Source organism: Pseudomonas sp. FP453 (genome assembly GCF_030687495.1).
Classification (GTDB): domain Bacteria; phylum Pseudomonadota; class Gammaproteobacteria; order Pseudomonadales; family Pseudomonadaceae; genus Aquipseudomonas.
Genome location: NZ_CP117435.1, coordinates 541,944 through 555,110, shown reverse-complemented (window position 1 = coordinate 555,110; position 13,167 = coordinate 541,944). Strand labels below are relative to the sequence as shown.

Annotated in this window: 9 protein-coding genes; 1 reads left to right on the top strand and 8 read right to left on the bottom strand. The window is 62.7% G+C overall.

Annotation, left to right across the window (positions count from 1 at the left end; genetic code table 11):
* Nucleotides 1-11: 11 nt before the first annotated feature.
* From PSH87_RS02400 to glnE, 8 genes are all read right to left on the bottom strand, one after another.
* Nucleotides 12-1,451, bottom strand: a complete 1,440-nt coding sequence (locus PSH87_RS02400) for a lipopolysaccharide kinase InaA family protein (protein ID WP_305432353.1) — start codon at nt 1,449-1,451, stop codon at nt 12-14.
* Complete coding sequence (locus PSH87_RS02395; protein ID WP_305432351.1) at nt 1,451-2,203, bottom strand: lipopolysaccharide kinase InaA family protein; 753 nt, start codon at nt 2,201-2,203, stop codon at nt 1,451-1,453. The genes PSH87_RS02400 and PSH87_RS02395 overlap by 1 nt, the downstream gene beginning before the upstream one ends.
* Nucleotides 2,200-2,934, bottom strand: a complete 735-nt coding sequence (locus tag PSH87_RS02390; protein WP_305432350.1) for a lipopolysaccharide kinase InaA family protein — start codon at nt 2,932-2,934, stop codon at nt 2,200-2,202. The genes PSH87_RS02395 and PSH87_RS02390 overlap by 4 nt, the downstream gene beginning before the upstream one ends.
* Entirely contained in the window at nt 2,934-3,740 is an 807-nt protein-coding gene (gene rfaP / locus PSH87_RS02385; protein WP_305432349.1) for a lipopolysaccharide core heptose(I) kinase RfaP, read from the bottom strand. The genes PSH87_RS02390 and rfaP overlap by 1 nt, the downstream gene beginning before the upstream one ends.
* Complete coding sequence (locus PSH87_RS02380) at nt 3,737-4,861, bottom strand: glycosyltransferase family 4 protein (RefSeq protein WP_305432348.1); 1,125 nt, start codon at nt 4,859-4,861, stop codon at nt 3,737-3,739. The genes rfaP and PSH87_RS02380 overlap by 4 nt, the downstream gene beginning before the upstream one ends.
* The gene (gene waaC, locus PSH87_RS02375; protein WP_017734904.1) at nt 4,861-5,922 is read right to left on the bottom strand and encodes a lipopolysaccharide heptosyltransferase I; all 1,062 of its coding nucleotides are present in this window, start codon (nt 5,920-5,922) and stop codon (nt 4,861-4,863) included. The genes PSH87_RS02380 and waaC overlap by 1 nt, the downstream gene beginning before the upstream one ends.
* A gap of 1 nt (nt 5,923) precedes the next feature.
* On the bottom strand, nt 5,924-6,958 hold the full coding sequence (waaF, locus tag PSH87_RS02370; protein WP_305432345.1) for a lipopolysaccharide heptosyltransferase II: 1,035 nt from the start codon (nt 6,956-6,958) through the stop codon (nt 5,924-5,926).
* A 233-nt stretch (nt 6,959-7,191) separates the two neighbouring features.
* Nucleotides 7,192-10,131 carry a bifunctional [glutamate--ammonia ligase]-adenylyl-L-tyrosine phosphorylase/[glutamate--ammonia-ligase] adenylyltransferase gene (gene glnE / locus PSH87_RS02365; protein ID WP_305432344.1) on the bottom strand — a complete coding sequence of 980 codons (2,940 nt, stop codon included), beginning with the start codon at nt 10,129-10,131 and terminating at the stop codon, nt 7,192-7,194.
* A 383-nt stretch (nt 10,132-10,514) separates the two neighbouring features.
* Between glnE and aceE the strand changes: the two genes are divergently transcribed.
* Nucleotides 10,515-13,160, top strand: coding sequence for a pyruvate dehydrogenase (acetyl-transferring), homodimeric type (gene aceE, locus PSH87_RS02360; RefSeq protein ID WP_017734901.1), 2,646 nt, complete (start codon nt 10,515-10,517; stop codon nt 13,158-13,160).
* Nucleotides 13,161-13,167 lie beyond the last annotated feature (7 nt).

Genomic DNA, 13,167 nt, shown 5'->3' with positions numbered 1-13,167 from the left:
TTTGGTGGAGTTCAGACCTGCTTGGGCAACCGCTGATCAATCAGCTTGTACAACGCCGAGTCCTGCGCCCAATTACGCATAAACCGCGCACGATCCTTGGCGTACGCCTGAGCGAAGCTGGCGTCGCTGCTGTGTTGGCGCATGGCATCCAGGTCGATCAGCGACCAGCGGTCCGTGTCCCAGAACAGGTTGTGGCCCTTGAAGTCGCCATGGCTGATGCGCTCGCGGATCAGTTCGGCGAACAGGTGGTCGAGGGCCAGCAGTTCGTTTTCCGGCGCATCGCCCTGTTCAACGTAAGGCGCAAAACGCTCGATGATGTCCGGTCCTGCCAGGTGCTCGGTGATCAGGTAGGCCCGGCTGCGCAGCCAGAAAAAACGCTTTTCCAGCACCGCCAGCGGCTTGGGGGTGGCGATGCCGAGGAATGCCAGGCGATTGCCTTCGCGCCAGGAATGCCAGGCCCGGCTCGGGCGCCAGAAGCGCTTGAGCCAATGGGCGAAGCCCTTGATGTTGTAGCGCTTGATCACCAGCGGGCGGCCTGCCACGTCGACCTTGGCCACCGTGGCCGCGCCGCCCGTCTTGAACAGATGCCCCTGGTCGAGCAAGGCATCGGCCTGCGCCAGTACCGGCAGCATCGCCGCTTCTTCGTCGCGGCGGATCGCACGCAAGGCAAACGGCCCGCGCAACACGCTGAACAGCGTGCACTCGCGGCCAACCTTGCTCAAGAAGTCCTTCAATCGCCACGCACTGACCTTGCGCACCTGTTTTTCCAGGGCCTCCAGCGGCAAGGCGTGTTCGCCGTTGCTCAGCAGGTAGTACACCAGCAACTCCTCGGTGAACGGTGCGAGGTTTTTCGGCAACTGGGCGAAAAACACCCCGAGGTTCTCCAGCACGCGGCTGCGTGACAGCGGCTTGCCCGCCTCCTCGACGCGAATCCCCGCGCCGTCGATCAAATACAGCTTGCCGTCCCGGCGCAGCAGGTTGTCCAGGTGCAGGTCTTCCTGCCACAAGCCCTTGGCGTGCATCTGCGCGATCGCGCCCAGCGCTTCGGCGAGCACGGCGGTTTGTTCGTCGGCCAGCGGCGGCAAACCTTCGACGGCGTGCCAGGCATCCGCCAGGCTTTGCGCACCGTCAATAAAGTCGAACAGCAGCCAGCCGCCCTCACCATCCTGCAAGCCATCGGCCAGCAGTTGCGGCGTGGTCAGGCCCTGTTCGGCCAGCAGGCGCACGCCGCTCAGTTCACGCTGAAAATGCCGCGCCGCCTTGCTGCCCACCAACAACTTGGCCAGCACCGGGCGCCCGCGCCATACCGCTGCGCCGACATAACGCTCACCCGGCAACACGCGCAACAGGCTGAGCAGTTGCAATTGGCCAGGACCCGCCGCATCGGCCAACTCGATCGTCAGTGGCAACGTGGGAGTACGGCCGGCAGTTTTCAGCTCGGACAAACGCATCAACGGTTTTCCTTGTGGCTACGACGGGCGCTCAGGCGTTGGTACCACGTGGCGACCAGCGCACTGTCCTCGGGTTGATCGAGGTACGCCGCCAACAGTTGGCGCACCTGCGCATCAGACCATTGTGGTGCGCGACGCAACAACGGTTCCAAATCCTTGACCCGATCACGCCAGCCGAACAGCAGCGGGCGGGTTTTCTCGAGGTCGATCAACTGCGCGGCGTAACCGTCACCGGTGGCCTGCAGGAAAATATGCTTGGGATAAAAACAGCCGTGCACCTGGCCGACGCTGTGCAACCGACGCGCCAGTTGCCCGCACGCCAGCAGGATCGCGCCGTGCTGGGCATCGCTCAGTTGTGGCCACTCGTCGAGCAGTGAATCCAGGTCATTCCAGCCGTCGAGGGCGCGGGTCAGCAGCATCGCGCGGTGCTCACCGGCCACCTTGCGCTCGCCGTAGAACGCCGCCTGCAACGCCGGGATGCCGAGCGTGCGGTAACGGCTGATATTGCGGAACTCGCGGGAGAAACTCGGTTCGCCAAACGGCCGGTGCAGGCTGCGCGTCAGGTAGTTGCTCTGGCGCTTGAGGTAGTAGCCGTGGCCGTCGAGCTCCAGGCGAAACACGCTGCTCCAGCCGCCACGGCTGGTGTTCGGCTCGTCCACCGCGTCCAGCTGCTTGGCCCACAGCGCGTCAAACGTGGCCAGGCCGTGGCGCTCCAGCAGCGCACGGTCCTCGGCCGCCAGGAAGTCAGTCATTCGCGCCCCTCAAAAAACTTCACCACGTGGCGAATCCGCTGTTTGTCCGACGCACTCAGGTGCCGGCGCTGACGGTATTGCATGTAGAAACGCAGGCGCTGGGTGGCCGACAAGTGATACTTGGCCACCTTGTCGAGACAGGCCAGGTCCTTGGTGATGCGGTACTTGAGCCAGAACCCGCGCCAGAAAGCGCCGTTGGGGCAGTCGATCAGGTACAGGGTCTGCTGATCGTCGATCAGCAGGTTGCGCCACTTCAAGTCGTTATGGGTGAAGTTGTGGTCATGCATGGTGCGCGTGTATTCGGCGAGCTGACGGCTGACCGCATCGACCCATTTGGGATCGTGCAGGCGCGCGTCGTCGCGGTCGGCGAGCACCGACAGGTCTTCGGTGCGTGGCAACTCACGGGTGATCATCGCGCCACGGTCATACGCCAGGCCTTTGCGCTCCAGCCCCCAGGCAACCACGTCGGCGGTGGGAATGCCCCACTTGGCGAAGCGCTTGAGGTTCTGCCATTCGGACTTGACCCGTGGCTTGCCCAGGTAACGGCGCAAGCCCTTGCCGGCGCCGGTGTAGCGCTTGACGTAGTAATTGACCCCGCCGCGCTCGACGCGGATCACTTCCGACAGCGGGTCGTGGGTCAACTGCTCGCCTTGCAGCGCGAACACCGCCTCAAGGCTGCCAAAATCATCCGCCAGGTTGGCGTAGGCCGGTTCCAGGTTCCAACCCGCCATCAGATCGCATCCCCGTATCGTTGCTTGCGTGCGTAGAGCTTGTCGGCCTTGCGCTGCATCAGGCTCAGGGACGCCGATTGCTCGGCGAGGATCTGGCGCAGCGGCTGGCGGAAGTAGCCCTTGAGGAACCGCAGCTTGTCGCGCCGGGTCAGGCCGATGTCCAGCGCCGAGTAGTACAGCGCGGACAGGTCCTTGTCGCGCCAGCGCAGCGGCAGATGGTTACGCAATTGGGCGCGGTGCAGGTCGATTACCGACAGCTTGATGCTTTTCGCATCGATGGGCTGCGCAGTGTCCAGCAGGAAGTGGCACAGGTAGCAGTCGCGATGGTTCACGCCGCCACGGTGCATATCGCCGACCATGCGCGCCAGCTCGGCGGTGAGTGCATGGCGCAATGCCGGCGCCGGCGGTTCGGCGACCCAGTTGACGGTCAGGTCTTCGAGGCTGACGGTGGGCGCCAGCTCTTCGGTGATGATGAACGAGTGCTGGTCCGCCGGGTTGCTGCCCTTTTCGCCAAACGCCACACCGGTCATGGTCGGCACGCCGAGGGCTTGCAGGCGATGGATCGCCGCCCACTCCAGGCCCGCGCCGAGTACCGGCAGCTTGGCGGTGATCAGGTTCTTGAAGATCTCGCCCCAGCCGATGCCACGGTGGATCTTCACGAAATACGGACGGCCTTCGACGACGGTGCGCAATGTGCGCCGCGCCGCCAGCTCACGGAATACTTCGCCTTGCAGTTTCTCGACTTCAGCGAAGGCATCACGCCCGGCCCATAACGTCTTGAACGGTTCGGCAAGAATCAACTTCATCGTTTCGGCTCCGCCAGAATCACATCCGCAGCGTGCTGCGGCATGCTGTAGAGGTCGGCCGTCTCGGCGAAGGCCAACCCATTGCGGCCCCAGGCCGCGCGCTGTGCAGTGTCGCTGAGCATTTGCGCCAGGTACCTGTTGAGCTGCGTTTGTTCGAACGGCTCATCCAGCACTTTGCCGCAGTCGGCCTCAGCGATGTAGTGGGCATAACCACACACTGCCGAGACCAGCACCGGCAACCCGGCCACCAGGGCTTCGAGCAACACGGTGCCGGTGTTTTCGTTGTACGCCGGGTGGATCAACAGGTCGGCGCCCAGCAGGAAGCGCGGGATATCACTGCGACCCTTGAGGAACTGTACGTTGTCCCCCAAGCCCAGCGTGGCGCTTTGCAGTTGGAATACCTTGGGGTCGTCCTGGCCGATTACAAACAGGCGCGTGCGTTTTTTCAGCTCCGCCGGCAGCGCGGCCACGGCCTTGAGGCTGCGGTCGACGCCCTTGGTCTTGAAGCCGGAGCCGATTTGCACCAGCAGCAGGTCGTCGTCAGCGAGGTTGAACTCCTTGCGGAAACCTTCGCGAATTTCAGCCGCATTCGGCGGTGCGCGACGGTCCTGGGCGATGCCCGGCGGCAGCAGGTGGAAGCGTTCCAGCGGCGTGTCGTAATGCTTGATGAACAGCGGCTGCTGCACTTCGGAAATCATCAGGACTTCAGTCTTCGCGTCCTTGGCAAACACCGCGCGCTCGTACTCGGCGAAGTGCTTGTAGCGGCCAAAGTAGCGGTACAGCGAATGGCGCAGGTTTTGTGCCTTGTCTTCAAAGCAGCCGTCGGCGGCGTAGTACACGTCCAGGCCGGGCATTTTGTTGAAGCCGATCAGGCGATCCACCGGGCGCTTGGCCAGGTCGGCGGCCATCCAGGCGCTGAGCTTTTCGTTGCGCCGATGGTTGAAGAACGCCTTGACCGGCGCCACCAGCACTTCGAAGCCGGGCGGGATGTCGCCCTCCCAGATCAGCGTGTACACGCGGATCTGGTGGCCGCGCTGCTGGCACTCCAGGGCGATGCGCATGAAGTCGCGCTGCAAGCCACCGAAGGGGAAGTATTTGTACAAAACGAAAGCCAGTTGCATCAGTGCAGCTCCTCAGCCAATAACAACGTGCTCAGTCGGCTGGCCACACGCTCAGGGTTCAGGCGCGTGAAGCACAGGGGCGACTCGCGCTTGAGGTCGAACCGACGCAGGTCGTCGGCCGTCGGTTGATAGGTACAGTGCTTTTGCAGGCACGGCGCGCAGGGGAAGTCGCTGCCCAGGTGAATCTGACCCTTGCCATAAGCGCCGGTCAGTCCCGGGTTGGTGGGGCCGAACAGGGAAATGGTCGGCACGTCCAGCGCGGCGGCCAGGTGACCGAGGCCGGTGTCCACCGCCACACAGGCGCGGGCGCCAGCCAGCACGCGGGCGACGCCGGCCAGGTTCAGCTTGGGCAGCACTTCGGCGTTCGCCAGGCCGTGGGCCAGGCGGTCGGCGCGGGCTTTTTCGGCGGCGTTGCCCCATGGCAGTTTCACGTCCACCCCCAAGCGCCCCATGCGTTCGGCCAGCTCGCGCCAGTAGGCTTCAGGCCAGTGCTTGGTGTCCCAGGTGGTGCCGTGCAGCAGCAGGACAAAGGGTTTTTTCGGCGGCAGGCCGAGCAGCTTTTCGACGCTCAGGCCGTAGTCACCCAAGCCCTTGGGCAGGTCATAACCGAGGGCCACGGCAAACAGTTGGCGCAGGCGCTCCACCGCGTGTTGGCCACGGGCCACGGCCAGGCGTCGGGAGTAGAAGCGTGCGGCCATCGGCTCGCGGGCCGAGTTCTTGTCGAAACCGGCGACGGGCGCACGCACGTAGCGGGTCAGCCAGGCGCTTTTCAGCAGGCCTTGGGCGTCGATCACCAGGTCGTACTTGGTCGCCTGGACACGCTGCTTGAAGCGCCGCCATTCGCCACTCTTGATGGTCTGCCAGATGTTTTTGCGCCAGCGGCGAATCGCCACCGGGATCACCTTGTCGACCGCCGGGTGCCAGGTGGGAATCTCGGCGAAGCCTTCTTCCACCACCCAGTCGAACTGAATGCCGGGAATCGCCCGCGCAGCGTCGGTGAGTGCCGGCAAGGCGTGGATCACGTCGCCCAGGGATGAGGTCTTGATTACCAGGACGCGCAAACTATCGGACCTCGACCGCAGCGCCTTGCAAGCGCTGCAAGGCTTCGTTGACCGGCTGCGGCAGCAACTGGCGCATGCAGTTGTAGTGGCCGAAACGGCAGGTGCGTTCAAAACACGGGCTGCAATCCAGACCCAGGCGCACCACTTCGACCTTGTCGGCCAGCGGCGGGGTGAAACCCGGCGACGTGGAGCCGTACACCGCCACCAACGGGCGGTTCAGCGCCGCCGCGACGTGCATCAGGCCGGAGTCGTTGGACACCACCGCATCGGCGCAGGACAGCAGGTCGATGGCCTCGGCCAGCGAGGTGTCGCCGCTGAGGTTCACCGCTTCTTCGCGCAGGCCGGGGATCAGGCGCTGGCGAATGTCTTCGCCCACCGGGTGATCCTTCTTCGAACCAAACAGCCACACCTGCCAGCCTTCGCGGATTTTTGCCTCGGCGACCTTGGCGTAGTGCTCCGACGGCCAGCGCTTGGACTCGCCAAACTCGGCGCCAGGGCACAGGGCCAGGACCGGGCGATCCAGGCTCAGGCCGAACTTGGCCAGGGCGGCATCGCGGCTCACCGGGTCGATCTGCAGGCTCGGGCGCGGGTACGGCTTGGGCAACTCGGCCCCCGGCTCGTAAGCCAGGGCCATGAAACGTTCGATCATCAACGGGTAGCGCGCCTTGTCCAGCGTGCGCACGTCATTGAGCAGCACGTAGCGGAATTCGCCGCGCCAGCCGGTGCGCTTGGGAATGCCGGCGAAATACGGCACCAGCGCCGATTTCAGCGAGTTGGGCAGCAGGATCGCCTGGTCGTACCGGCCGGCCAGGGATTTGCCGATGCGCCGACGGGTCGCCAGCTCCAGGGCGCCGTGGCCGAGCGGAAAGCTCAAGGCCGCGCGCACTTCGGGCATGCGTTCGAGGATCGGGCGGCTCCACTCAGGGGCGAGCACGTCGATCTGGCAGTCGGGATGACGTTGTTTCAGGCACTGGAACAGTGTCTGCGCCATCACCATGTCACCGACCCAACTGGGCCCAACGATCAGAATATTCATGTAGTTTCCACAAACGATGCGGGGAGGCTTATGCCTCCCCGCCTCGATAATTACTGTAGGTCGCGCCTTATTATGTGGGAGCTGGCTTGTGTGGGAGCCGGGCTTGCCCGCGATGCAGGCGCCTCGGAGTATCAGTCATACCGAGGTGATGCAATCGCAGGCAAGCCAGCTCCCACACAAGCCCGGCTCCCCATAAAGCCGATTTCCACACTAGATTGGCGTCACTCAAGTAATCAGCTTAACCCCAGTTCTTTCCAGATTCGCATCACCTGGCGCCGTTCGTCGGCGAACTGATCCCCGGCGACCGTGCCGGCCTCGTTCTGCAAGGCCTGGCGGTGCGCGGCGGAACGGTAGGCCTTATACACCTCGCGCAGCAGATGGGCATCGGCAGCGGGCATCAGCCCGACCTGCTCCAGGCCTTCCAGAATGCGGATATTGTCGGTGTAGCGCAGCAACGATGGATGTTGCGCAGACCACGCCAAAGCCGCGTATTGCACCATAAATTCAATATCGACGATACCTCCGGCGTCCTGCTTGAGGTCGAACAGCGCCGTGGCTTCGAAGGCATTCGCGCCCGTACCGGCCGCGGTGCCCTTGGTGCCGAGGTTGTCACGCATCTTCGCGCGCATCTCGCTGACCTCCTGGCGCAGCGTGGCCAGGTCGCGCTCGCGGCCCAGCACTTTGGCCCGCACCTGCTCGAATGCATGGCCCACATCCTGGCTGCCCACCAGCACCCGCGCGCGGATCAGGGCCTGATGCTCCCAGGTCCAGGCTTCATTTTCCTGATAGCGCTCGAAGGCCCCCAGGGAACTGACCAACAACCCGGATGCGCCGGAAGGACGCAGGCGCATGTCCACTTCATATAACTGCCCGGAGTTGGTCTGGGTGGTCAGCAGGTGAATGATGCGCTGGCCCAGGCGCGTGAAGAACTGCGCGCCATCGATCGGCTTGGCGCCGTCGGTCTCGGCCTGCGGGTCGCCGTCGTGGATAAATACCAGGTCCAGGTCCGAACCATGCCCCAGTTCGATGCCGCCGACTTTGCCATAACCGACAATGATGAACCCAGGATCGCACAAGGTGCCGTCCACGCGCTGCGGCGAACCATGGCGCGCCACGGTCTGGCGCCAGGCCAGGGCCAGCACTTGTTCGAGGATGGCTTCGGCGAGCCAGGTCAGGTAATCGCTGACTTTCATCAGCGGCAGGCTGCCGGCGATTTCCGAGGCGGCGACGCGCAGGCGGTGGGCCAGCTTGAAGTGGCGCAGTGCTTCCATCTGCTGCTCAAGATCGTCCTCGGGAATGCGCGTGAGGCGCTCGCGCAGCTCGGCAGCGAGTTCCGGCGCCAGCGGGGGCTTGAACAGGCGGCCTTCGTTGAGCAATTCGTCGAGCAGCAGCGGGAAGCGGGTGATTTGCTCGGCGATCCACGGGCTGGCGGCGCACAGGGTCAACAGGCGACGCAGGGCGTCGGGGTTTTCGGTGAGCAGCACCAGATACGCGGAACGCCGCGCGACGGCTTCCACCAGCGGCAATACCCGCTCCAGCACAAGATCGGGGTTGGCGTGTTCGACCGCCTGGGCCAGCAGGCGTGGGATAAACGCATCCAGACGCTCGCGACCGAGGCGCTGCATGGCACGCAATTGCGGGCTGTTGCGCAGGCCCGCGAGGGCTTTGAGCGCTTTGGCCGCATCGCTGAAACCACCTTCGGCCAACTGCCGACAGGCAGCCTCTTCATCTTGGGATTCTTCCCAAAGCGGCAACCACTCGCCGCCCACGACCAATTCGCCTTCTTCGCCCTCTTCTTCATCCGGGTCGGCGATGACCTGGCGGAAATGCCAATCCACCCGGCCGCGCCAGTACATCAAGCGCTCGTGGAACGCGGCCCAGTCATCAAAGCCCAGCATAAAGGCAATGCGCGCCTGATCTTCTGGGGTGTCCGGGAGCATTTGCGTCTGGCGGTCAGCAATCGCCTGGATCGCATGCTCGGTGTAACGCAGGAATTCGTAGCCATCGCGCAACTCGGCGATCACCGCTGGCGGCAGATAGCCTTGGCCTTCCAAGGTGCCGAGCACCTTGAGCAGCGGACGTTGTTGCAGGCTCAGATCACGGCCGCCGTGGATCAACTGGAACGCCTGGGCGATGAATTCCACCTCGCGGATGCCGCCCGAGCCCAGCTTGATATTGTCGGCCATGCCCTTGCGCCGCACTTCCTGCTGGATCAGCTGCTTCATGGTGCGCAGCGCTTCGATGGCGGAAAAGTCCAGGTAACGGCGGTAGACAAACGGGCGCAGCATGTCGAGCAGTTGCGCACCGGCGACCTGGTCACCCGCGACCACGCGCGCCTTGATCATGGCGTAACGTTCCCAGTCGCGGCCCTGGTCCTGGTAGTACTGCTCCAACGCATTGAAGCTGAGCACCAGCGAGCCGGATGAACCGTAAGGCCGCAGGCGCATGTCGACGCGGAACACAAAACCATCGACGGTCATCGGGTCGAGGGCCTTGATCAATTTTTGACCAAGACGGATAAAGAACTCCTGGTTATCCAGCGCCCGCTTCACGCCCAGGGTTTCGCCGCCTTCGGGGTAGGCGAAGATCAGGTCGATATCCGACGACAGGTTCAGCTCCACCGCGCCGAGCTTGCCCATGCCGAGGATGACCATTTGCTGCGGCTCGCCGCTGCGCCGGCCGGTGGGCGTGCCGAACTGGGCACAGTGGCGCTGGTACAACCACTGGTAAGCCTGGTCGATGCTGGCGTCGGCCATGTCGGACAGGTCGCGGCAGGTTTGCACCAGGTCGGCCTGGCGGGTCAGGTCGCGCCAGATGATGCGCACTTGCTGACGGGTGCGCTGGCGGCGCAGCACGCGCCCCAACTCATCTTCTGTTTCGACCTGTTGCACAGCGCCAGCAATCTGCCCGCACAGCTCGCCGGGGGCGAAACCCCGGTCCAGCTCGCCCCAGGCCGCCAGCTCCAGCAACATCAAAGGGTCACGAACACTCTGTTGAATGACAAAATCGCTGGCCGCACACACGCGGGCGAAGTCGGCCCACCGTTGCGGCGACCACGCAGAAAGGCCATGATCGTCGCCCAGCGTGGCTACAGCGTCACGAAATGACTGCTCGGCCCGGCTGGCGTAAGGCAGGAGGATGGCCGGTAGTTTGGCCAGCGTTGGAAGGCTCATGGTCTATCCTTGATCGGCGCGTATTTGGCTTGTTGTGATGACGGCAAGAACCCGGCGCGGCGATGGACTGTCGAACAAAGGTTATAAATAGCTGAAAATTCGTACTTATTGGCAGGCAACATTAAACTTCTACCTTTTCTTGTCTGCAAAAGATCAACATTAACGATTATGCTCACCAGCCAGACCGAGCCATACGCTCAGTCTTGTGTAGTTTTACTACTCGTATATACATTCGAAAGGCTGAAATGGCCGACGATTTGTAGTAAAACTACAGGACGCCGAAGCAACCTTCGGCCATCCAAGAATTTATGTCGTCTGCCCACAAGGCCAGTCGCAAACTTCAGGCAACCGATTCTGGTAGCCTTTCCGCCCTGGAGCAAGCCATGCAAGACCTCGATCCCGTCGAAACCCAGGAATGGCTGGACGCCCTGGAATCGGTTCTCGACAAAGAAGGCGAAGACCGTGCTCACTACCTGATGACCCGTATGGGCGAACTCGCAACCCGCAGCGGTTCGCAGTTGCCTTACGCCATCACCACGCCATACCGCAACACCATCCCCGTTACCCACGAAGCACGCATGCCTGGCGACCTGTTCATGGAACGCCGCATTCGCTCGCTGGTACGTTGGAACGCCATGGCGATGGTAATGCGCACGAATCTGAAAGATTCGGACCTGGGCGGTCACATCTCCAGCTTCGCTTCCAGCGCAACCCTGTATGACATCGGCTTCAACTACTTCTTCCAGGCCCCGACCGACGAACACGGCGGCGACCTGATCTACTTCCAGGGCCACACCTCGCCAGGCGTCTACGCCCGTGCGTTCATGGAAGGTCGCATCACCGAAGACCAGATGAACAACTTCCGCCAGGAAGTGGACGGTGGCGGCCTGTCGTCGTACCCGCACCCTTGGCTGATGCCTGATTTCTGGCAGTTCCCGACCGTTTCCATGGGTCTGGGTCCGATCCAGGCGATCTACCAGGCACGTTTCATGAAGTACCTGGAAGCCCGTGGCTTCATCCCTGAAGGCAAGCAGAAAGTCTGGTGCTTCCTGGGCGACGGCGAGTGCGACGAGCCGGAATCCCTGGGTGCCATCTCCCTGGCTGGCCGCGAGAAGCTGGACAACCTGATCTTTGTCATCAACTGCAACCTGCAGCGCCTCGACGGCCCGGTTCGCGGCAACGGCAAGATCATCCAGGAACTCGAAGGCGTGTTCCGTGGTGCTCAGTGGAACGTGACCAAAGTCATCTGGGGCCGTTTCTGGGACCCACTGCTGGCCAAGGACGTCGACGGCATCCTGCAACGTCGCATGGACGAAGTCATCGACGGCGAGTACCAGAACTACAAAGCCAAAGACGGCGCGTTCGTGCGTGAACACTTCTTCAACACGCCAGAACTCAAGGCGATGGTTGCAGACCTGTCCGACGACGAGATCTGGAAACTCAACCGTGGCGGCCACGACCCGTACAAGGTCTACGCGGCTTACCACGAAGCTGTGAACCACAAAGAACAACCGACCGTCATCCTGGCCAAGACCATCAAGGGTTATGGCACCGGTGCTGGCGAAGCGAAGAACACTGCGCACAACACCAAGAAAGTGGATGTCGACAGCCTGAAGTTGTTCCGCGACCGCTTCGACATCCCGGTCAAGGACGAAGAGCTGGAGAACCTGCCGTTCTTCAAGCCAGAGCCAAACAGCGCCGAGGCCCGTTACCTGGCCGAGCGTCGCACTGCACTGGGCGGTTTCGTGCCACAGCGCCGTGCCAACAGTTTCAGCGTTCCGACTCCAGACTTGAGCACCCTCAAGGCGATCCTGGACGGTTCGGGCGACCGTGAAATCTCCACCACCATGGCCTTCGTGCGTATCTTGGCGCAGCTGGTCAAGGACAAGGACATCGGCCCGCGCATCGTCCCGATCATCCCGGACGAAGCCCGTACCTTCGGTATGGAAGGCATGTTCCGTCAGTTGGGCATCTACTCCTCCGTCGGCCAGCTCTACGAGCCAGTCGATAAAGACCAGGTGATGTTCTACAAGGAAGACAAGAAGGGCCAGATCCTCGAAGAAGGCATCAACGAAGCGGGCGCCATGAGCTCCTTCATCGCTGCCGGTACTTCGTACTCCAGCCACAACCAGCCGATGCTGCCGTTCTACATCTTCTACTCGATGTTCGGCTTCCAGCGTATTGGCGACCTGGCCTGGGCAGCAGGCGACAGCCGTACCCGTGGCTTCCTGATCGGCGGTACCGCTGGCCGGACCACGCTGAACGGCGAAGGCCTGCAACACGAAGACGGTCACAGCCACATCCTGGCTGCCACCATCCCGAACTGCCGCACCTTTGATCCAACCTACGGCTATGAGCTGGCGGTGATCATCCAGGACGGCATGAAGAAGATGACCGAAGAGCAGCAGGACGTTTTCTACTACATCACCGTGATGAACGAGTCCTACCAGCAGCCTGCAATGCCGGCTGGCGTGGAAGAAGGCATCATCAAGGGCATGTACCTGCTCGAAGAAGACACCAAGGAAGCAGCGCACCACGTACAGCTGATGGGCTCCGGCACCATCCTGCGCGAAGTGCGTGAAGCGGCGAAGATCCTGCGTGAAGAGTTCAACGTCGGCGCCGACGTGTGGAGCGTCACCAGCTTCAACGAACTGCGTCGCGACGGCCTGGCCGTAGAGCGCAGCAACCGCCTCAAGCCTGGTCAAAAACCAGCGAAGAGCTACGTCGAAGAGTGCCTGGCCGGCCGTAAGGGTCCAGTCATTGCCTCTACCGACTACATGAAGCTGTTCGCCGAACAAATTCGCCAGTGGGTCCCGTCCAAGGAATTCAAAGTCCTGGGCACCGACGGTTTCGGCCGCAGTGACAGCCGCAAGAAGCTGCGTCACTTCTTCGAAGTCGACCGTCACTTCGTGGTGTTGGCAGCCCTGGAAGCCTTGGCTGACCGTGGTGAGATCGAACCCAAGGTGGTAGCAGACGCTATCGTCAAGTTCGGGATCAACCCGGAAAAACGCAACCCACTGGACTGCTGAGGAGACT

Coding starts and splice junctions, on each gene's coding strand:
- glnE (WP_305432344.1), bottom strand. CDS start 10,131: ATGAGCCTTCCAACGCTGGCCAAACTACCGGCCATCCTCCTGCCTTAC.
- rfaP (WP_305432349.1), bottom strand. CDS start 3,740: ATGAAGTTGATTCTTGCCGAACCGTTCAAGACGTTATGGGCCGGGCGT.
- aceE (WP_017734901.1), top strand. CDS start 10,515: ATGCAAGACCTCGATCCCGTCGAAACCCAGGAATGGCTGGACGCCCTG.
- PSH87_RS02400 (WP_305432353.1), bottom strand. CDS start 1,451: ATGCGTTTGTCCGAGCTGAAAACTGCCGGCCGTACTCCCACGTTGCCA.
- PSH87_RS02390 (WP_305432350.1), bottom strand. CDS start 2,934: ATGGCGGGTTGGAACCTGGAACCGGCCTACGCCAACCTGGCGGATGAT.
- waaF (WP_305432345.1), bottom strand. CDS start 6,958: ATGAATATTCTGATCGTTGGGCCCAGTTGGGTCGGTGACATGGTGATG.
- PSH87_RS02395 (WP_305432351.1), bottom strand. CDS start 2,203: ATGACTGACTTCCTGGCGGCCGAGGACCGTGCGCTGCTGGAGCGCCAC.
- PSH87_RS02380 (WP_305432348.1), bottom strand. CDS start 4,861: ATGCAACTGGCTTTCGTTTTGTACAAATACTTCCCCTTCGGTGGCTTG.